The sequence below is a fragment of the Streptomyces sp. DvalAA-14 genome (assembly GCF_900091855.1).
In the GTDB taxonomy this organism is placed as follows: domain Bacteria; phylum Actinomycetota; class Actinomycetes; order Streptomycetales; family Streptomycetaceae; genus Actinacidiphila.
This window is the reverse complement of the sequence record NZ_FMCH01000423.1, coordinates 40,072-60,334: the sequence shown is the minus strand read 5'-3', so window position 1 is coordinate 60,334 and position 20,263 is coordinate 40,072. Positions and strand designations below refer to the sequence as shown.

Annotated in this window: 14 protein-coding genes and 1 pseudogene; 5 read left to right on the top strand and 10 right to left on the bottom strand. The window is 71.2% G+C overall.

Annotated features, from left to right (window positions below; translation table 11 throughout):
- Positions 1-19: 19 nt before the first annotated feature.
- Positions 20-1,429, bottom strand: coding sequence for a cryptochrome/photolyase family protein (locus GA0115240_RS22800; protein WP_093739114.1), 1,410 nt, complete (start codon positions 1,427-1,429; stop codon positions 20-22).
- Between the two features lie 265 nt (positions 1,430-1,694).
- Between GA0115240_RS22800 and GA0115240_RS22795 the strand changes: the two genes are divergently transcribed.
- The gene (locus GA0115240_RS22795) at positions 1,695-1,898 is read left to right on the top strand and encodes a MarR family transcriptional regulator (protein ID WP_093739112.1); all 204 of its coding nucleotides are present in this window, start codon (positions 1,695-1,697) and stop codon (positions 1,896-1,898) included.
- A gap of 170 nt (positions 1,899-2,068) precedes the next feature.
- Here the strand turns inward: GA0115240_RS22795 and GA0115240_RS22790 are convergent, their stop codons facing one another.
- The 7 genes from GA0115240_RS22790 to GA0115240_RS22760 all read right to left on the bottom strand — a co-directional run bounded on the left by GA0115240_RS22790 (position 2,069) and on the right by GA0115240_RS22760 (position 11,336).
- Complete coding sequence (locus tag GA0115240_RS22790) at positions 2,069-2,956, bottom strand: DedA family protein (RefSeq protein WP_093739110.1); 888 nt, start codon at positions 2,954-2,956, stop codon at positions 2,069-2,071.
- Positions 2,957-3,058: 102 nt separating this feature from the next.
- Positions 3,059-3,808 carry an SDR family NAD(P)-dependent oxidoreductase gene (locus tag GA0115240_RS22785; protein ID WP_093739108.1) on the bottom strand — a complete coding sequence of 250 codons (750 nt, stop codon included), beginning with the start codon at positions 3,806-3,808 and terminating at the stop codon, positions 3,059-3,061.
- A 426-nt stretch (positions 3,809-4,234) separates the two neighbouring features.
- The gene (locus tag GA0115240_RS22780; protein WP_093739106.1) at positions 4,235-5,524 is read right to left on the bottom strand and encodes a citrate synthase; all 1,290 of its coding nucleotides are present in this window, start codon (positions 5,522-5,524) and stop codon (positions 4,235-4,237) included.
- A gap of 124 nt (positions 5,525-5,648) precedes the next feature.
- Positions 5,649-7,874 carry an SF1B family DNA helicase RecD2 gene (locus GA0115240_RS22775; RefSeq protein ID WP_093739104.1) on the bottom strand — a complete coding sequence of 742 codons (2,226 nt, stop codon included), beginning with the start codon at positions 7,872-7,874 and terminating at the stop codon, positions 5,649-5,651.
- 290 nt (positions 7,875-8,164) lie between these two features.
- The gene (locus GA0115240_RS22770) at positions 8,165-9,040 is read right to left on the bottom strand and encodes a sugar phosphate isomerase/epimerase family protein (RefSeq protein WP_093739102.1); all 876 of its coding nucleotides are present in this window, start codon (positions 9,038-9,040) and stop codon (positions 8,165-8,167) included.
- Entirely contained in the window at positions 9,037-10,188 is a 1,152-nt protein-coding gene (locus tag GA0115240_RS22765) for a dihydrodipicolinate synthase family protein (protein ID WP_093739100.1), read from the bottom strand. Before GA0115240_RS22765 ends, GA0115240_RS22770 begins: the two co-directional genes overlap by 4 nt.
- Positions 10,185-11,336 (bottom strand): Gfo/Idh/MocA family protein, encoded by a 1,152-nt coding sequence (locus GA0115240_RS22760; protein WP_093739098.1) that lies wholly within the window; start codon positions 11,334-11,336, stop codon positions 10,185-10,187. The genes GA0115240_RS22765 and GA0115240_RS22760 overlap by 4 nt, the downstream gene beginning before the upstream one ends.
- 292 nt (positions 11,337-11,628) lie before the next feature.
- Between GA0115240_RS22760 and GA0115240_RS22755 the strand changes: the two genes are divergently transcribed.
- The 3 genes from GA0115240_RS22755 (at position 11,629) to GA0115240_RS36305 (ending at position 14,229) form a co-directional block, all read left to right on the top strand.
- A complete protein-coding gene (locus GA0115240_RS22755; protein WP_093739096.1) occupies positions 11,629-12,717 on the top strand; it encodes a LacI family DNA-binding transcriptional regulator in 1,089 nt (362 codons plus the stop codon).
- Between the two features lie 54 nt (positions 12,718-12,771).
- Entirely contained in the window at positions 12,772-13,569 is a 798-nt protein-coding gene (locus GA0115240_RS22750) for a sugar phosphate isomerase/epimerase family protein (RefSeq protein ID WP_093739094.1), read from the top strand.
- Positions 13,570-13,878: 309 nt separating this feature from the next.
- Complete coding sequence (locus GA0115240_RS36305) at positions 13,879-14,229, top strand: hypothetical protein (protein WP_141708934.1); 351 nt, start codon at positions 13,879-13,881, stop codon at positions 14,227-14,229.
- A 133-nt stretch (positions 14,230-14,362) separates the two neighbouring features.
- Here the strand turns inward: GA0115240_RS36305 and GA0115240_RS22740 are convergent, their stop codons facing one another.
- Both GA0115240_RS22740 and speB read right to left on the bottom strand, forming a co-directional pair.
- Positions 14,363-18,169 carry an ABC transporter ATP-binding protein gene (locus GA0115240_RS22740; protein ID WP_093739090.1) on the bottom strand — a complete coding sequence of 1,269 codons (3,807 nt, stop codon included), beginning with the start codon at positions 18,167-18,169 and terminating at the stop codon, positions 14,363-14,365.
- A 148-nt stretch (positions 18,170-18,317) separates the two neighbouring features.
- A complete protein-coding gene (gene speB / locus GA0115240_RS22735) occupies positions 18,318-19,277 on the bottom strand; it encodes an agmatinase (RefSeq protein WP_093739088.1) in 960 nt (319 codons plus the stop codon).
- Between the two features lie 179 nt (positions 19,278-19,456).
- On the opposite strand from speB, the pseudogene GA0115240_RS22730 reads away from it, so the two are divergent.
- A pseudogene (locus GA0115240_RS22730) lies at positions 19,457-20,258 on the top strand (phosphatase).
- Positions 20,259-20,263: the final 5 nt, after the last annotated feature.

Below are 20,263 nucleotides of genomic sequence, written 5' to 3'. Positions count from 1 at the left end.
GCCACCGCCCCGGATGCCGTCACCCCCGGATCCGCCCCCGGGCGAACCGCTCCTGCCCCTCGGCAAGGGACACGATCGGCTCCGGGTAGTCGTAGCGGGCCCGCTCCTGACCGCTCAGCTTCCACGGCTGATGGATCCGGCGCGCGTCCAAGCCGGCCAGTTCCGGCACCCATCGCCTGACGTAATCCCCCTCCGGGTCGAAACGGATCCCCTGCCGCACGGGATTGAGCACCCGGTTGGGCCGGGTGTCCGTGCCGGTGCCCGCCGCCCACTGCCAGTTCAGCTGATTGTTCACCAGATCCCCGTCCACCAGCAGGTCGAGGAAGTGCCGAGCGCCGATCCGCCAGTCGACGTACAGCGTCTTCGTCAGAAAGCTCGCCGCGAGCAGCCGGCCCCGGTTGTGCATCCATCCCTCGTGCCGCAACTGCCGCATCGCCGCGTCCACCACGGGGTAACCGGTGCGTCCCTCTTTCCACGCGGCCACCTCCTCGGGGTCGTCGTGCCATCGGTCCCTCCTCGGCCGGTAGTCGTGCCACGCCGCCGCCGGGCGGGCGGCCAGGACCTGGTGATGGAAGTCCCTCCAGGCCAACTGCCGGACGAAATCGGCCGCCCCGGACCCTTCCTCGGACCTGCCACCGCCGCGCGCGCCGGACTCCCCTGCCCCGTGGACGAGTTCGGTCGCCGACAGGCAGCCGAAGTGCAGGTAGGGCGACAGGCGAGAGGTGACATCACCCGCCAAGTCGTCGTGCCGCTCCCCGTACTCGGCGATCCGGTCCCGCCGCCAGCCGGCCCACAGCCGGCGCCCCGCCTTCTCCCCGCCCCGGGCCAGGCTCGGGGACGGCTCACCGCCCTGCCGGCCGATCAGGTCCTCCGCCGACGGCAGCGGGAGCGGGCGCACCGCCTCGGGCACCGTCACCCGGCGCGGCGCCGCCAGTGGGGTGCGAACCCGTTCCTCCTGCCACCGCCGCCAGTACGGGGTGAACACCGCGAAGTGGTCCCGGCCCGTCGGGACGATCGCACCGGGCGGCACCACCGTGAGCACCCCGTCGTGCACGGTCAGCGCGCAGCGGAGCCGGGCCAGCTCCGCTCGGAGCCGCTGCTCGCGCCCGGTCGCGTAGCGGCTCACCCCGCCGGCGATGTGCACCTCGCCGGCGCCCGTCTCCCGCACCACCGCGCAGACCTGCTCGACCGGATCGCCCCGTCGTACCACGAGGCGGCCGCCGCGCGCCCGCAGCCCCTCGTCCAGGTCCGCCAGGCACTCGGCGAGGAAGGCCGCCCTGTTCGGCGCGACGAATCCGGCGCGGGCGATGGCCGGATCCACGACGAAGAGCGGCACCACCCGGTCGGCTGCGGCGGCTCGGGCCAGCACCGGATTGTCGTGCAACCGGAGGTCCGCCGTGAACAGGGCGACGGACACGGACTCACTCATGGGCGGCGGGGGTTGTCGTGGTTGCTGCGCTCGTCATGTGTTCGAAGTCTGCCGCAGAACAGCGTTGCTAAAACGGCGGAACACGTTCAATTCCCCGAAAGAGTGATCGAAGTGCCGATCTCCGGTCAAAGTTACCTGTTCGCCACTTTGTCACCGTTACGCGGGTTCCATGTCACAGAAGATCAACAGACCCATGCGGCGATCTTCAGCCGTCGTTGACCGGACGTAGGTACCGACCGACATCCCTACCGCATGGAGGTGCATCATGAGCGACCGGACTTTGTGGTCGTACGCGGACATCGCCGCGCACATCCGCGTACAGGTCGACACCGTGCGCTCTTATCGCAAGCACGGGCACCTGCCCGAGCCCGATGTCGTGGAGGGCGGCAAACCGTTCTGGTACGCCGACACCATTCGGGCCTGGAGCGCCCGGCGGCCCGGAAACCGGGGCCGCCGGGACGCCGACTGATCCCGGCACCACGGCTGGCGGCAGGCCGCCCGGGGCCTCGCCGCTCCTCGGAGCGCGGGGCCCCGCCCTGTCCCGAGCCGCGCCGCCGCCCCCGGCAGCACAAAACCCCCGAAGCCGACAAGGCCCAGGGGTCCGGAATACGGTCCGGCCGGTGACCGAGCTCCGCGCAGCTACTTGCCGCGCCCGGCCGCCCCGCAACGGGAACGGCGGCTGCCTCGCTGGCCGACCGGGTCGCCCGCCTCGACCGCGTCCCCCGGCTCGGCATCTTGCGGGGAATCAGCGGGCGGCCCGGTCTTCGGACCGCCCTCGGCAAGGCCGCGCATCGCGGGCACAGCGACCGTCGAAGCGATGGAGGCTCCCGAGGTGCTCCGGACCGGTGCCATCGCCGCGCGCTGCCCGGCGAGCGAAGCCGCCACGACCGCCGACGGCCGGGCGAATGCCCCGGGCCCTCGGGTGCTGCGGCCTTCCCGGGTGCGGGAGATCCACTGCGCCAGCATCCCGATGGCGGCCACCACGGCCGATATGCCGACACCAAGGGTGAGCGCGAAGAAACTGTTCGAAGCCGCACGTCCGCTGAAGTATCCCGCGCCGACGGAGTACGAGGCCCAGATGACCTCCGCCCCACCGGCGCCGATGGCGTAGCGGCGCGCCGGGTACCGCACGACTCCGGCCGCGAGGCCGCCGATCACCCTGCCGCTGGGCAGGAACCGGATTCCCATCACGAAGGGCACTCCGTAGCGCTCTATGCGAAGAGCCGCCCAGTTCAGCAGTGCCGTCTGACGCGGGCGGCGCTGGATGCGGCGCAGCACCCTGCCGCTCACCGCGTGCCCCGCCCGGTGGATCAGCAAATCGCCCATCAGGGCACTGCCGGCCACCACCAGCAGGACGAGCGCGAGATTCAGCCGCCCTTCGGCCGCCATCACCCCGCCGGTGACAAGCAGCACGGCGTTGGGTACGAGCGGCGGGGCCGTCGTCGCGGCCAGCAGCGCGTACGCCCAGACGACATGTCCACCCCGTAGGTACTCGGCGAGTCCAGAGGTGAAATCCAGTGACGACACCTTTAGACCAACGTGCGCCTCGCCACTCCTCTTCCCGCCGACGCCGACATTCGTGGCGCGTTTTGCCCGCCGGGTGACTCGGCGCCCGAGCGGCCGGGCAGCTCAGCGGCCGAGCAGCTCGCCGCCGTTGCACTGCAGGATCTCGCCGGTGATGAAGCCCGCCTCGGGCGAGGCGAGAAAGAGCACGGCCGCGGCCACATCCGCCGGTCGCCCGACCCGCCCCACCAGGGTGCGGCCGGCCCGGCGCGTCAGTTCGGCCTCATTCAGGCGCGAACCGAAGAACTCGGTGCCCGCGACGGTGCCCGGCGCCACGATGTTGCAGGTCACGCCCTGAGGGCCGAGCTGGGCGGCGAGCGAGTGGTTCCAGGCGTGCAGGGCGGCCTTGGACGCCCCGTAGGAGCCGCCGCCCCGCAGCGCCGCCACCGAGGTCACGGTGACCACTCGGCCGCCGTCGGTGGTGAAGCGGTCCCGGAGCGACTCGGTCAGCAGTACCGCGGTCAGTACGTTCCGTTCGAAGTCACCGCGCCAGCGGGCCAGCACGCCGTGGGGGCCGGCGCCGACCGCCAGCTCGCGGCTTCCCGCGTTGTTCACCAGCACATCCACCCGGTCGGGGAGCTTCGGCAGTACGGCCTCGACGTCGTCGGGATCGGCGAGATCGCAGACGACGGGGGTGATGTCCAGCCCGCGGGTGACACGCAGATCCTCGGCGGTGGCTCGGAGCACTTCCCGGCGGCGGCCGACGATCGTGACGCGGTGCCCGTCCTCGGCGAACCGGGTGGAGATGGCCAGCCCGATGCCGGTGCCCCCACCGGTGACCACGACGTTGCGGACCGCTGTCCCGTTCTCTGCCATGTGCTCCGCCCCTCGAGAAGAACAGCACGCTACGGGATCGCCCGTCGCCGACCGCGCGCGGGGGGTAGCCTGCGAGAGGGGCGTTTCAATGAAGAGACGTAGATCACAGGGCTTGGAACGTAACCATTACGGTGGTTCGTGGGTCTTATGTCTTGAGCACTGCACTCCCGGCGGAGTCAGTGCGGGGGATGCGGTGCGGGCTGTCTTGGGGGACGGTCCGAGTCGCGTCGCCGGGGCGATGCCCGGGGAGCTTTGAGCGGCCCTCCCGGGTCCTCCGTCCCGGCTGCGACGCTGCCGCCCATAAAACGCCCGGTACGGACCCGTGGGGGGATTCGCGCCGGGAGACGGGAGCGCCCCGTGCCGGACCCGTGGGGGGATCCGTCGCGGGGCGCTCCTTTGCTTCCGTCGAGCCGCTAGGCCCTCGGGTCAGCGGGCTTCGACCGGTACGTAGTCGCGGGTGACGACGCCGGTGTAGATCTGCCGCGGACGGCCGATCCGGGAGCCGGGCTCCTTGATCATCTCGTGCCACTGGGCGATCCAGCCGGGAAGCCGGCCGATCGCGAAGAGCACGGTGAACATGCTGGTCGGGAAGCCCATGGCCCGGTAGATCAGGCCGGTGTAGAAGTCCACGTTCGGGTAGAGCTTGCGCGACACGAAGTAGTCGTCGCTCAGTGCGTGCTCTTCGAGCTTGAGCGCGATGTCGAGCAGTTCGTCGGACTTGCCGAGCGCGGACAGGACGTCGTGCGCCGCCGCCTTGATGATCTGCGCCCGGGGGTCGAAGTTCTTGTAGACACGGTGCCCGAAGCCCATGAGCTTCACACCGTCTTCCTTGTTCTTCACCTTCGCGATGAACGAGTCGACGTCGCCGCCCTCGGCCTGGATGCGCTCGAGCATCTCCAGCACCGACTGGTTGGCGCCCCCGTGCAGCGGGCCCCACAGCGCGCTGATGCCCGCGGAGATCGAGGCGAACTGGTTCGCCTGCGAGGAGCCGACCAGGCGGACCGTCGACGTCGAGCAGTTCTGTTCGTGGTCGGCGTGCAGGATGAACAGCTTGTCCAGTGCGCTGACCACGACCGGGTCCAGCTGGTACTCCTCGGCCGGCACCGAGAAGGTCATCCGCAGGAAGTTCTCGACGTAGCCGAGATCGTTGCGCGGGTAGACCACCGGCTGGCCGACCGACTTCTTGTAGGCGTAGGCCGCGATCGTCGGCAGCTTGGCGAGCAGCCGGATCGTGGACAGGTGGCGCTGCTTCGGGTCGAACGGGTTGTGGCTGTCCTGGTAGAACGTGGACAGCGCGCTGACCACCGACGACAGCATCGCCATCGGATGCGCGTCGCGCGGGAAGCCGTCGTAGAACCGTTTGACGTCCTCGTGCAGCAGGGTGTGCTGAGTGATCTCACCCTTGAACTCGGACAGCTGGTCCACGGTCGGCAGTTCCCCGTTGATCAGCAGGTAGGCGGTCTCCAGGAAGCTCCCGCGCTCGGCGACCTGCTCGATCGGGTAACCCCGATAGCGCAGGATGCCCTGCTCACCGTCCAGGAAGGTGATCGCGGACTTGTAGGCCGCGGTGTTGCCGTACCCGCTGTCCAAAGTGACCAGGCCCGTGTCGGCACGCAGCTTGCCGATGTCGAAGCCCTTGTCGCCGACGGTGCTGTCCACAACCGGGTAGCTGTGTTCGCTGTCCCCGTATCGCAGTACTACAGAGTTGTCGCTCACGTCATTCCCTCACCGACGGTGTTGCCTCTTCTTCGAGGTGCCCTGACTACATCCACTGTCCCCCATTTGACACCGAGGTGTGCACTCGGGGTCGGCCATCAAGCCGAAAAGTGGCACGGAGTGCCTATTCTGCGCCCGGGGAGAGCCGGTGGTCGAGAGCTGTGAAACGTCTTCCGGCGGACACCGTGCGCACCGCCTGCCCGATGGCGCGCCGTGACCCGACCAGCACCACCAGTTTCTTCGCCCTGGTCACAGCCGTGTACAGCAGATTTCGCTGGAGCATCATCCAGGCACCGGTGGTGACGGGGATGACCACGGCCGGGTACTCGCTGCCCTGGGATCGGTGGATGGTCACCGCGTAGGCGTGGGTCAGCTCGTCCAACTCGTCGAAGTCGTAGTCGATCTCCTCGTCCTCGTCGGTGCGCACGGTCAGTTTCTGCTCGTCGGGATCGAGGGCGGTCACCACGCCCACCGTGCCGTTGAAGACGCCGTTGGCGCCTTTGTCATAGTTGTTCCTGATCTGGGTGACTTTGTCGCCCACCCGGAAGGTCCGGCCCCCGACGCGTCGCTCGGGCAGGTCCGGGCGGCCCGGCGTGACGGCCTGTTGGAGCAGACCGTTCAGCACCCCGGCACCGGCCGGGCCGCGGTGCATAGGGGCGAGCACCTGCACGTCCCGCCGCGGGTCGAGGCCGAATTTGGCGGGAATCCGCCGGGCCACCACATCGACGGTGAGCCGGCCGGCCGCCTCGGAGTCCTCCTCGGCGAAGAGGAAGAAATCGGGCAGGCCCTGGGTGACGGGCGGCTCGCCGGCGTTGATCCGGTGCGCGTTGGTCACCACGCCGGACTGCTGCGCCTGGCGGAACACCCGGGTGAGGCGCACCGAGGGCACCGGGCTGCTCGGCGCGAGCAGGTCCCGGAGCACCTCCCCGGCGCCCACGCTCGGCAGTTGGTCCACGTCCCCGACGAACAGCAGGTGGGCGCCGGGCGGCACCGCCTTGACCAGCTTGTTCGCCAGCAGCAGGTCGAGCATCGACGCCTCGTCCACCACCACGAGGTCGGCGTCCAGCGGCCGGTCCTTGTCGTAGGCGGCGTCGCCGCCCGGCTTGAGTTCCAGCAGCCGGTGCACGGTCGAGGCGTCCGCGCCGGTCAGCTCGGCCAGCCGCTTGGCCGCGCGGCCGGTGGGTGCCGCGAGGATCACCTTGGTCTTCTTCGCCAGGGCCAGGGCCACCACCGAGCGGACGGTGAAGGACTTGCCGCAGCCCGGGCCGCCGGTGAGGACCGCGACCTTCTCCGTCAAGGCCAGCCGGACCGCCTGCTGCTGCTCGGGCGCGAGGTCGGTCCCGGTCGTGGTGGTGAGCCAGGCCAGCGCCTTGTCCCAGTCCACGTCCTGGAAGGCGGTCAGCCGGTCCTCCGATCCGCGCAGCAGCCGCAGCAACTGGCCCGCCAGCGATATCTCCGCCCGGTGGAAAGGCACCAGGTAGACGGCTTTCACCGGCTCCCGGTCGCCGTCGGCGGCCGGGACGTCCTCGCGCACCACCCCTTGCTCGTCGGCCAGTTCCCCCAGGCAGTCGATGACCAGGCCGATGTCCACCTGGAGGAGCTTGACCGAGTCGGCGATCAGCCGCTCCTGCGGCAGGAAGCAGTTGCCCTGATCCGTGGCCTGCGACAGGGCGTACTGCAGGCCGGCCTTGACGCGCTCCGGACTGTCGTGCGGTATCCCGACCGCCTGCGCCAGCCGGTCGGCGGTGAGGAAGCCGATGCCCCAGACCTCGGACGCCAGCCGGTACGGCTGGTTCTTCACCACGGAGATCGACGCGTCCCCGTAGCTCTTGTAGATCCGCACCGCGATGGATGTGGAGACGCCCACGCCCTGCAGAAAGACCATCACCTCCTTGATCGCCTTCTGCTCCTCCCAGGCAGCGGCGATCAACTTGGTCCGCTTCGGGCCGAGTCCGGGCACCTCGACCAGGCGCTTGGGCTCGGACTCGATGACCTCCAGGGTGTCGGTGCCGAAATGCTCCACGATGCGCTCGGCGATCCTCGGCCCGATGCCCTTGATCAGGCCCGATCCCAGATAGCGGCGGATGCCCTGGATCGTGGCCGGAAGGACCGTCGTGTAGTTCTCCACGGTGAACTGCTTGCCGTACTGCGGGTGCGAGCCCCAACGGCCGTGCATCCGCAGGGACTCTCCGGGCTGCGCCCCGAGCAGCGCCCCGACCACCGTCAGCAGGTCCGCCGCGCCGCGGCCGGTGTCGACCCGCGCGACGGTGTAGCCGTTGTCCTCGTTGGCGTAGGTGATGCGCTCCAGGACGCCTTCCAGAACGGAAAGGTGCGTCGCGGTCTCCGCCATGTCCGGCCTCCCTTCGGGCTGCGGTGGTGATCTGCTCAGAAGGTACCGCCCGCCGAGGACACTTCGTCGGCCCCGGGGCCCGCCCTGTGGAAAACCCGCGGCCGGGCAAACGAAAGGGGTCCGGCACGAAGCCGGACCCCTTTCGCGTTCCCCCTCTTACCCCCGAAGCCCCCCTCGGGCGTTTCTTCCGTCCTGACTCCCTGAACCCCTCCCGGGAGCCTTGATGCCATGTATGACCGACCACCCCCCACAAGGGTTGTAGTACGACCATCAAATTTCTCAAGATTTTTTCAGCGGACGTGCCGCCGGTACCTTTCGGCGATCTCCGCCAGCACCTCCGCGCCGTCCCGGGCCCACAGCGCCGGGCTGAAGATCTCCACCTCGACGGGGCCGCGGTAGCCGGCCGCGTCCACCTGTTCGCGAAATCCCCGCAGGTCGACGCAGCCGTCGCCGAGCTGCCCGCGTCCGAGCAACACCCCCTCGGGCAGCGGGGTCACCCAGTCGGCGACCTGGAAGCAGGCGATCCGGCCGCCGGTCCCGGCCCGTACGATCTGCGCCGCGGCCGTGTCGTCCCACCACACGTGGTAGGTGTCCACGACGACACCGACCTGCTCCGCGGGAAAGCGCTCCGCGACGTCCAGGGCCTGGCCGAGGGTGGAGACCACGCACCGGTCCGAGGCATACATCGGATGCAGGGGTTCGACGGCGAGCCGCACCCCGCGTTCGGCCGCGTACGGGGCCAGGACGGCGATGGCCCCGGCCACCCGCTCGCGGGCCGCGGCGATGTCGCGGTCCCCCGGCGGCAGGCCGCCCGATACCAGGACCAGGGTTCCGGTCCCCAGGGTCGCCGCCTCGTCGATCGCCCTGCGGTTGTCGTCCAGGGCCGCCGCCCGGTCCCCGGCGTCCGACGCGGTGAAGAAGCCGCCGCGGCACAGGGATGTGACGGTCAGTCCGCTGTCCCGCATCAGCCGCGCGGCGCGCCGGACCCCGTACTCCTGCACCGGCGCCCGCCAGAGCCCGACCTGGGTGATGCCCGCCGCGGTGCAGCCCGCCGCCAGGTCGGGCAGCGACCACTGCTTGATCGTTTCCTGATTGATGCTCAGCCGCGCCAGGGGACCGGGCGCCTTCCCGGAGGTCGCCTTCCCGGGGGTCGCTCCGTCGCTCACGCGTCCACCCCGTGAACTGCGAGCAGGCGCCGCATCCGGTCCTCGGCGAGCGCCGGATCGGGGAAGAGGCCGATGCGGTCGGCCAGTTCGTAGGCTCGTGCCAGGTGCGGCAGCGAGCGGGCCGACTGCAGTCCGCCCAGCATGGTGAAGTGGTCCTGGTGCCCGGCCAGCCAGGCGAGCAGGACGACGCCGGTCTTGTAGAAGCGGGTCGGCGGGCCGAACAGGTGCCGGGACAGTTCCACGGTGGGATCGAGGACACGCCGAAAGCCCGGGATGTCGCCCGTGTCGAGGAGGCTGACAGCCGATGCCGCCAGCGGCGCCAGGGGGTCGAAGATGCCCAGCAGGGCGTGGCTGAAGCCCTGTTCGTCGCCCGCGATCAGCTCCGGGTAGTTGAAGTCGTCGCCCGTGTAGCAGCGCACGCCGTTGGGCAGGCGGCGGCGCAGCGCGACCTCACGGTCCGCGTCCAGCAGCGAGACCTTGACGCCGTCGACCTTCTCGGGATGGGTGGCGATGACGTCGAGAAAGGTCTCGGTCGCCGCGTCCAGGTCGTCCGAGCCCCAATAGCCGGCCAGCGCCGGATCAAACATCGGACCGAGCCAGTGCAGGATCACCCGATCGGAGGACTGCCGCAGCAGCCGCTCGTACACCTCCAGGTAGTCGTCGGGCCCCTTCGCGACGGCCGTCAGGGCGCGGGACGCCATCAGGACCGCCTGGGTGCCGGCCTCCTCGACGACGGCCAGCTGCTCCTCGTAAGCGGCCACGACCTCGCCGAGGCTCGCCGGGCCGGCCAGTTGATCGGTGCCGACGCCGCACACGATGCGCCCGCCGACGGACCGCGCTTCGGCCGAGGACCTGCGGATCAGCTCCGCGGCCCCGGCCCAGTCCAGCCCCATGCCGCGCTGTGCGGTGTCCATGGCCTCGGCCACGCCCAGGCCGTGCGCCCACAGGTGGCGGCGGAAGGCGAGAGTGGCCTCCCAGTCGACGACCGCCGGTGCGTCGGCCGCCGCGCACAGCGGGTCCGCCACGACGTGCGCGGCCGAATACACCACGCGGCTGCGCAGCGGCAGATCGGGGGTCCAGGAGACGGCTTCCGAACGCGGCGCATAGGGGCGCGGGAGTCCGGACCCGGACGGCAGCAGGATGCTCACAGGGACAGCTCCGGAACCTCGATGCGACGGCCCTGCTCGGAGGATTTCAGGCCGAGTTCGGCCAGTTGCATCCCCCGGGCGCCGGCCAGCAGATCCCAGCGCCACGGCTCGTCGAGCACCACGTGGCGCAGGAACAGCTCCCATTGCGCCTTGAAGCCGTTGCCGAACTCGGCGTTGTCCGGGACCTGCTGCCACTGGTCGCGGAAGGACTCGGTGACGGGCAGATCCGGATTCCACACCGGCTTCGGGGTGGCCGAGCGGTGCTGCACCCGGCAGTCCCGCAGCCCGGCGACGGCCGACCCGTGCGTGCCGTCGACCTGGAACTCCACCAGTTCGTCCCGGTTGACGCGCACCGCCCAGGAGGAGTTGATCTGCGCGATCGCTCCCCCGTCCAGCTCGAAGATGCCGTAGGCGGCGTCGTCGGCGGTGGCGTCGTACGGCTTGTCCTGCTCGTCCCAGCGCTGCGGGATGTGCGTGGTGGCCAGGGCCTGCACGCTGCGCACCCGGCCGAACAGCTCGTGCAGCACGTACTCCCAGTGCGGGAACATGTCGACGACGATGCCGCCGCCGTCCTGGGCACGGTAGTTCCAGGAGGGGCGCTGGGCGCTCTGCCAGTCGCCTTCGTGCACCCAGTACCCGAACTCGCCGCGGACGGACAGGACGCGGCCGAAGAAGCCGCCTTCCACCAGCCGCCGGAGTTTGAGCAGGCCGGGCAGGAAGAGCTTGTCCTGCACCACGCCGTGCTTGATCCCGGCGGCCTCGGCGAGCCGGGCGAGTTCCAGGGACCCCGCCAAAGTGGTGCCGGTGGGCTTCTCGCAGTAGATGTGCTTGCCGGCCGCGATCGCCTGCGTCACGGCCGCCTCGCGGGCCGCGGTGACCTGGGCGTCGAAGTAGATCTCCACGGACGGATCGGCGAGCACCGAGTCGAGGTCGGTGGTCCAGTGCTCGATGCCGTGCCGCTCGGCGATCGCCCTGAGCGCGGGCTCACGCCTGCCGACGAGTACCGGCTCGGGGACCAGTACGTCGCCGTCCCCCAGCTCCAGCCCGCCTTGATCACGCAGGCTCAGGAGGGAACGGACCAGGTGCTGCCGGTAGCCCATGCGTCCGGTGACGCCGTTCATGGCGATCCGCATCGTCCTGCGTGTCATGGCTGCTCTCCTCGGAGCCGGATGGTGACCCTTGGCAGGGATCAATAGCAAGCGCTTTCTTCCCGATGCACGCTAACCTGCGGCCTCCGTCGGGGCAAGGCCCATCCTGGAGGGGATAGAAAGCGCTTGCTAGAACTTGCTAGAGTCCAGCGGCCAAGGCGAGCAGCGTCCGGGCCGGCCGCTCCCCTCCGCTGCCGCGAAATGAGAGCATGTACCCCGCCGGACGGCGGTCCCCGCCCATCGACCGCGGTCGGCGGCCCAGCGCCCATCCCCCGAGGAGGACCGGACCGAGATGGCAGTGACCCTGGCCGACGTCGCGGCGCGGGCCGGGGTGTCGTCGGCGACCGTCTCCCGGGTCCTCAACGGCAACTATCCGGTGGCCGGCTCCACCAAGGACCGTGTCCAACGGGCGGTCGAGGAACTCGACTACGTCGTCAACGGCCAGGCCCGCGCGCTCGCCGCGGCCACCTCCGACCTCGTCGGGGTACTGGTGAACGATGTCGCCGACCCCTTCTTCGGCCTCATCGCCAGCGCGCTCCAGGCGGAGATCGGCGCCGGCGGCACCCAGCCGGGCGGCAGCAAACTCGCTGTGGTCTGCAACACCGGCGGATCGCCCGAGGCCGAACTCACCTACCTGACGCTGCTGGAACGCCAGCGGGCCGCGGGCGTCGTGCTCACCGGCAGCACGGTGGAGAGCAAGGCGCACGCGGCGGCCGTCGCCACCCGGCTGACCCGGCTGGCCGCCTCCGGCACCCGGATCGTGCTGTGCGGCCGTCCCCCGCTGGAGCCGGCCAGTGACGCGCTGGGCCTGATGACGATCGCCTTCGACAACCGCGGCGGCGCCCGGCGGCTGACCGAGCACCTGCTGTCGCTGGGTCACCGCCGGATCGGCTACGTCGCCGGGCCCGCCGAGCGCAGCACCACACGGCATCGGCTGGAGGGCCATCGCGCGGCGCTGCTGGCCGGCGGTCCCGGACCGGACACCGGCGCGGGAGCGGCGGCCGACCGGCTGACGGTCCACGGCGGCTACGACCGTTCTTCCGGCTACGACGCCACGCTCGAACTCCTGCGCAGGGAGACCGGAGTGACCGCGATCGTCGCCGCCAACGACACCGTGGCGCTCGGGGTGTGCGCGGCGCTGCGGGACAGCGGCCTCAGCATTCCCGGCGACGTCTCGGTGGCGGGCTTCGACGATCTGCCGTTCAGCGTGGACGCGTCCCCCGCGCTGACCACGGTCCGCATTCCGCTGCAGGAGGCAGGGGCGCGGGCCGGAAGGCTGGTGATGGGGCGCCAGGCGCCTCCGCCGGGCGGGGTGGCGACGGTCGCCACCGAACTGATGGTCCGCGGGTCGACGGCGCCGCCGTCACCCGGGCGCCGCTGACATCGCCGCGGAGTCCGGTTGACCTGGCACCACGCGGTGCCTAGTGTCCGGCGAATGAGATTCGCCTTCTCCACCCTCGGGGTCCCCGCACTGCCGATCGACCAGGTGGTGCGGCTCGCATCGGAACACGGCTACCACGGCGTCGAATTGCGCGCGAGCGAGGAGGGACCGGTCCACACCGGGTTGTCGGCCGCCGAACGGGCCCGGGTGGCTGAGCAGTTCGCGAAGGCGGGGGTGGAGATCCTCACGGTCGCCGCCTACGCCAAGGTGGCCGCCCCGGGAGAGGACCGGCCGGTGCTGGACGAGATCTGCGCCGCGATGGAGTTGGCCGCGGACCTGGGGGCGTCGTTCGTTCGGGTCTTTCCCGGCGGCGGGGACCTGCCCCAGGCTTCGGCGGACGGATTCGCGGCACGGCGGCTGGCCGCGGCCGCTCCGATCGCGGGCGACCTCGGGGTACGGGTGCTGCTGGAGACCCACGACTCGCACCGGAACGGGGCGGATGTGGCCAGGGTGCTGGGTCTGGTGGGGCATCACTCGACCGGGGCGATCTGGGACATCATGCACACCTGGCTGGCCGGGGAGCAACCGTCGTCCACCTATCCGGTACTCGCCCCCTACCTGGGCTACGTGCAGGTGAAGGACATCGCTTCCGTGGCCGATACGGCGCCGCTGCCGCTGGGCGCCGGGGTGCTGCCACTGGCCGAGACGGTCGAGGTGCTCAGCCGGGCCGGATGGGACGGCTGGTTGTGCTGGGAGTACGAGAAGCGGTGGCACAGCGCCGCACCGGAACTGCCCGGCCTGCTGACGGCCGGCCGGGAGCTCCTGGAGCGGCTGCTGGTCGAGTCGGCCTGACCGGCTCGGCCCCGGTGGCCGCCGCGCGGGCCGGCCTTCGCCGCTCCCTCGTCGTCGTCCCCCGCCGCCCCAGCAAGCGGGACGGAACCGGTCGGGGGCGGCCGGCGTCCGATCGGCATGCTGACGGTGAGCCCGCGCAAAGTGTTCACGGCCGCCTTGATGGCCGCATCGCTGACGGCGTTCGCCGCCGGGTGCGGTACGGGGGCCGGGAACGGCGTACATCCCGGTGGCGAACCGGCGGACAGCACTCCACCCCCCACACGCGTCGAGTCGTCGCCCTCCGACGGGAAGCCACCCGTCGGCAGGATCGTGTACTTCTCGTCCGCCGCGCCGAGGTCCACCGGGGTGAAGGCGGTGCTGCACGACCAGGCAGAGCTCGGCCGCTTCGCCGAGCGGGCCGCGCCGGGGGACGCCCGGGCGGCGACGGAGATCGCGGCCGGTGGCAAGGGCGCCGACTTCTCGCGGGACCTGCTGGTGGGCTGGACCGCCACCACCGGGTGCAGCGCGGCAACGGCGGCGAACCTCGTCGTGTCGGGGGAGCGGCTGCTCCTGCGGGTCAGCCGGCCGGTACCGCCATCCGAGTGTTTGCGGCCGTTCGCCCTGACAGTCGTGTTCGAGGTGCCGAAGGAGCGCCTGCCGGCCCGGCCGGTGTTCGGCTGAGCGGGATCCGGACCGGCGCCCGGGCCCGCTGGGAGGCAGAGACCCGGGCGAGGACGGAGCCGGGGCGGTGGTGGGGGCCGGGGCGGTGGCCGGAGGTCGGCAGGCGGCGGGGCGGGTGGCGGGCGGCGTCCCGTCAGGCGGCCTCCTGCAGTTCGCCGGTGAAGGTCCGCCAGAGTTCGGCGTAGCGGCCGTCGTGGGCCAGCAATGCCTCGTGGGTGCCGTCTTCGATCACTCGGCCGCGGTCGAGCACCACCACCCGGTCGGCGCGCGCGGCGGTGCTGAGCCGGTGGGCGACGACCAGTGTCGTACGGCGTATGGCGAGCCGGTCGGAAGCTTGATTGACCAGCCCCTCGGAGGCGAGATCGAGGGCGGCGGTGGCTTCGTCCAGCAGCAGGATCACCGGGTCGACCAGCTCGGCCCGGGCCAACGCGATCAGTTGCCGCTGTCCGGCGGACAGATTGCGGCCGCGCTCGGCCACTTCGTGCAGATAGCCGCCTTCCAGCGTGGCGATCATGGCGTCGGCGCCGACCGCACGCGCGGCCGCTTCCACCTCGGCGTCGGTGGCGTCCATCCGGCCGTACGCGATGGCGTCGCGCACGGTGCCCGCGAACAGGTACGGCTCCTGGGGGACGACACCGAGCTGCCGGCGGTAGTCGGTCAGCTCCAGTCCGCGGATGTCGGCGCCGTCCACGAGGACCGCGCCGTCGGTCGGGTCGTAGAACCGGGCGACCATCTTGACCAGGGTGGACTTGCCGGCGCCGGTCTCACCGACGAAGGCGACGGTCTGTCCGGCCGGCACGCGCAGGGAGATCCCCGCGAGAGCCTCGGTGCCGTCGGCGGCACTGCCGTAGCGGAAGTGCACGTCGCGGAAGGTGATCTCGCCCCGGAGCCGGCCCACCGGCTCGGGCCGTTCGGCGGCCGGGGTGGTCGTCGGCTCGCGCAGCAGCTCGCGGATCCGGCCGAGCGAGACGGTGGCCTGCTGATAGCCGTCGAAGACCTGCGAGAGCTGCTGCACGGGTGAGAAGAACAGGTCGATGTAGAGCAGGTACGCCACCAGGGCGCCCGCCGTCAACGTGCCCTCGGTGACCCGGTGCGCTCCCATGGCCAGCACCAGGGCCGCCGCCACGCTCGACAGCAGTTGCACGAAGGGGAAGTAGACCGAGATCAGGAACTGGCCCCGCACCCGGGCGGTGCGGTACTCGTCGCTGCGGCGCAGGAAGCGTTCCGCGCCGAGTCGCTCACCGCGGAACGCCTGGACCACACGGAGACCGGCGACGTGCTCCTGCAGGTCGGCGTTGACGACGGCGACCCGTTCGCGGGCGAGTTCGTAGGCCCGCTTGGACTTGCGGCGGAAGATCCAGGTGGCGACCACCAGAATCGGCAGCGTGGCGAAGACCACCAGGGCCAGCTCCACGTCGATGGCGAGCAGCGCGACCAGGATGCCGGCGAAGGTGAGCAGGCTGACCAGTGCGGTGACCAGACCGGTCTGCAGGAACGTGGACAGCGCGTCCACGTCGGTGGTCATCCGGGTCATGATGCGGCCGCTCAGCTCGCGCTCGTAGTAGTCGAGTCCGAGCCGGTGCAGGTGGGCGAAGATCTTCACCCGCAGGGTGTACAGGACACGTTCGCCGGTCCGTCCGGTGAGCAGCGTCGAGCCCCATTCCACCGCCCACTGGGTGATCACCAGACCGAGGCCGAGCAGCGACGCCACCCACACCGCGCCGAGCGCGGCCTGGCGAACGCCGGCGTCGATGCCGTGCCGGATCAGGATCGGCAGCAGCAGTCCGGCGACGGCGTCCACCGCGACCAGCAGCAGGCTCAGCAGCAGCGGGGTCCGGAAGCCGCGCAGCATGCTGCCCAGACCGAAGTCGGGATCGGCCGCCTGGGCCCGCTGCTCGTCCACGTCGGGGGTGTCGAGCGCGGGCGGCAGGGCGGCCACCTTGGCCAGCAGTTCGGGCGTGGCGGGCATGCCGGCCAGCGCTCCCGCCAGGCCGCCGGGACCACCGGCGCCGGCGTTGCGCGGGGTCATCACACCGGCGGCGGTCGCCGCCGCGTCGCTTTCGGAACCGGCCGGACGGCGGTCCGCCGGCCACAGCTCAGGGGTGATCCCGCCGTTGGCGCGCTCCCGCTCCTCAGCGGCTGCCGCCGCACCCGCCGGGTCGAGCTGCACCACGTCCGCGCCGAGTGCCTCCGGATCGGTGAGCAGCGCGCGGTAGAGGGCGCTGCGCTCCTCCAGTTCCTCATGGGTGCCCACATCGGCCAGCCGTCCGGCATCCAGCACCGCGATCCGGTCGGCGAGCGCGAGCGTGGAGCGGCGGTGGGCGATCAGGACCGTCGTCCGGCCGCGCATGACCTCGCGCAGCGCGTCGAAGATCTCGGCTTCCACGCGGGCGTCGACCGCTGACGTCGCGTCGTCGAGCAGCAGGAGTCCGGGGTCCATGAGGATGGCGCGGGCCAGCGCGACCCGCTGCCGCTGACCACCCGAGAGGGTCAGGCCCTGCTCGCCGACCACCGTGTCGTAGCCGTCGGGCAGCGCGGTGATGAATTCGTGCGCCTGGGCGGCCCGGGTGGCGGCGACGATCTGCTCGTCGGTCGCCTCGGGATGACCGTAGGCGATGTTGGACCGCACGGTGTCGGAGAACAGGAAGCTGTCCTCGGGGACCAGGCCGATCACCGATCGCAGCGCGTCGAAGGTCAGCTCCCGCACGTCGGTGCCACCGACGCGCACCGCGCCGCCGGTGACGTCGTAGAACCGGGGCAGCAGCAGGGAAACGGTGGACTTTCCCGATCCCGAGGAACCCACGATCGCGACGGTCTCACCCGGCGCCACGTGGAGGTCGAAGCCGGCCAGGACGGGCCGCTCCTCGGTGTAGCCGAAGGACACCTGGTCGAAGTCGACGGTGGCGGGCGCGTCGGCCGGCAGGGTGCCGCTGCCCTCCGTCATAGTCGGCTCGGTGTCGATGAGCTCGAAGACGCGCTCCACACCGGCGCGGGCCTGCTGGCCCACGGTGAGGATGACGGTGAGCATCCGCACCGGCCCGGTGAGCTGGGCGAGGTACGTGGAGAAGGCGACGAATGTACCCAGGGTGATCTGACCCCGGGTGGCCATCCAGCCGCCGAGCGCCAGCATGCCGATCTGGCCGAGCGACGGGACGGCCTGGAGCGCGGGGGTGTAGCGGGCGCTGAGCCGGACGGTACGCACCCGCCCGGCGAACAGGCGGCGGCCCACCTTCTCCAGCTTGCCCATCTCCTGCTGCTCCTGGCCGAACCCCTTGACCACGCGGACGCCCGTGACCGATCCGTCCACGATGCCGGCGACGGCGGCGGCCTGCCCCTGGGCGTACCAGGTGGCGGGGAAGAGCCGCTTGCGGCTGCGGTTGGCGATGAACCACAGGGCCGGGGCCACCGCCAGCGCGACCAGGGTCAGCAGCGGGGAGAGCACCAGCATCACGACGAGCGAGAGCACGAAGAGCAGCAGATTGCCGACGACCATGGGCAGCATGAAGAGCAGGCCCTGGATGAGCTGGAGGTCGCTGGTGGCCCGGCCGACGACCTGACCGGTGCTCAGCTCGTCCTGGCGGCGGCCGTCGAGGCGCAGGATCGAGCGGAACATCTCATTGCGCATGTCGTGCTGGACGTCGAGGGCGAGGCGTCCGCCGTAGTAGCGGCGCACGTATGTCAGCGCGTAGACGACGAGCGCGGCCACCACCAGAGCGATCGCCCAGGGCAGGAGCGGCTTGTCGTGCTTGACGATGACGTCGTCGATGATGATCTTCGGGACGAGCGGGACCAGGGCGGTGACGGCCATGCCGCCGAGCGAGGCGCCCAGCGCCAGCAGGACTTCGCGCTTGTACCGCCAGCTGTACGCGGTCAGTCGCCGGAGCCAGCCCTGCTCCGGTTCGTCCTTCGCCCTCGTCACGCGATTCCTCCCACTGATCATCGGATGGGCGGGGCCTGCTCTGCTGCCCCGCCCGACCCTTCCGCCCGAGGCTGCAACGCGCCGGACTGCGCGTTTCATCCTCCCGCAACAGAACCAACGACCAAAGTCGCACATGAGTACGACATCGGTCGTAGTCCCTTCGGGTGATTCAGCGGGAGGCCGCGATCTGCCGGGACATGATCGTCGTCAGCTCGTAGGCCGTGTGGGAGGCGGCCACGGAGGTGATCTCGGCGTGGTCGTAGGCCGGGGCGACCTCCACCACATCGGCCGAGACGAGCCGGCAGTCGGACAGGCCGCGCAGGATCTCGAGCAGTTCGCGGGAGGTCAGCCCGCCGGCCTCGGGAGTACCGGTGCCGGGCGCGTGCGCCGGGTCCAGCACGTCGATGTCGACCGAGACATAGAGCGGCCGGTCGCCGATCCGCTCGCGGAGCTGCTGGGCGATCTCGTCCACGCCCCGGCGCATCACGTCCGCGGAGGTGACGATGCCGAAGCCCATCCGCTCGTCCTCGTCGAGGTCCTTCCGGCCGTACAGGGGTCCGCGGATGCCGACGTGGCTGAGCGCCGAGGTGTCGAGGATGCCTTCCTCGAAGGCCCGGCGGAAGGGCGTGCCGTGGGTGTAGGCGGCGCCGAAATAGGTGTCCCAGGTGTCCAGGTGCGCGTCGAAGTGCAGCAGCGCGACCGGGCCGTGCCGGCGGGAGACCGCGCGCAGCAGCGGCAGCGCGATGGTGTGGTCGCCCCCGAGGGTCATCAGCCGGGCGCCGGTGCCGAGCAGGTCATCGGCGGCGGCCTCGATGGTCGCCACGGCCTCATCGATGTCGAAGGGGTTCGCTGCGATGTCCCCGGCGTCGGCGACCTGCGCGAGCGCGAAGGGCGAGGCGTCCTGCGCGGGGTTGTACGGACGCAGCAGGCGGGATGCCTCGCGGATGGCGTTGCCGCCGAACCGTGCGCCGGGCCGGTAGGAGACCCCCGCGTCGAAGGGCACCCCCACCACCGCGATGTCCGCGGCGCCGACCTCGTCCAGGCGCGGCAGCCGGGCGAAAGTCGCGGGGCCCGCGTAGCGCGGGACGCGGGAGGAGTCGACGGGGCCGCGCGGATCTGCGCTGCTCATGGGCCTGCCTTCCTGGTGGGGTGGGTCCCCGGGACCCTACGTCGCCGCTCGGCCGTCCCGGAATGTACGTTTCCTCCAATTCGGGGCGGCGATTGCGCCTCGGCGTCGATCTTGGGTTCGAGTTGTCCACAGGCCGTCGCACGCGTGTGCGCCGGACGCGGGACAATATCCGCATGCCCATGGATCCCGCGCCCGTCGCCCCCAGCCGTCAGGACCTCGCCGACCACCTCGTCCGTACCCGGATAGCCGGGGACGTGGCGACCAGCCGCGAGAACAACCTGGACCACTACCGCGCGCTCGCCGAGGGCAACCGCTACTACTGGCTGGGACTGGATCTGGGTGACCGCTGGACCGATCCGGCCGACGTGCTGGAGCTGATGGCCGAGCGCTGTGGAGTCGTCGCCGACCCCGGGCACCGGCAGGGACAGGACACCATAGATGTCGAACTGACGATCGACGCGTTGGACCGGATGGCCGAAGTGCTGCAGAAGGCGGTGCGCAACGGCTCCCGGGTGCTGCTGGCCACCGGGCACCCGGCCGGGCTCTTCGCCGTCCACCACGCGCTGGCCGCCGCTCTGCGCAGCGCGGGCTGCTCACTGGTCGCCCCGGCCGAGCGCCACCTGTACGCGGACGGGGGCGAGATACGTCATCTGGCCGGCGTGTTCATGCTGCACCGCGGTGGCGGCCTGGTGCACACCCCACTCCCCCGACCCGATGCGGGAGATCCTGGACGCCCTGGGGCGGGACGGGGAGCCGCTGCCCGACCTGGTGATAGCCGACCACGGCTGGGCCGGCTGCGCGGGCGGGCGCGGCCTGGAGACGGTGGGCTTCGCCGACTCCAACGACCCGGCGCTGTTCGTCGGTGAGGCGGAGCAGAGCATTCGGGTGAGTGTGCCCCTGGACGACAATGTGGCGCCGCACTACTACGCACCGCTGACCGCGTACCTGCTGGAGGCTGCGGGGCTGGACCCCGCGGCATAGGTCCC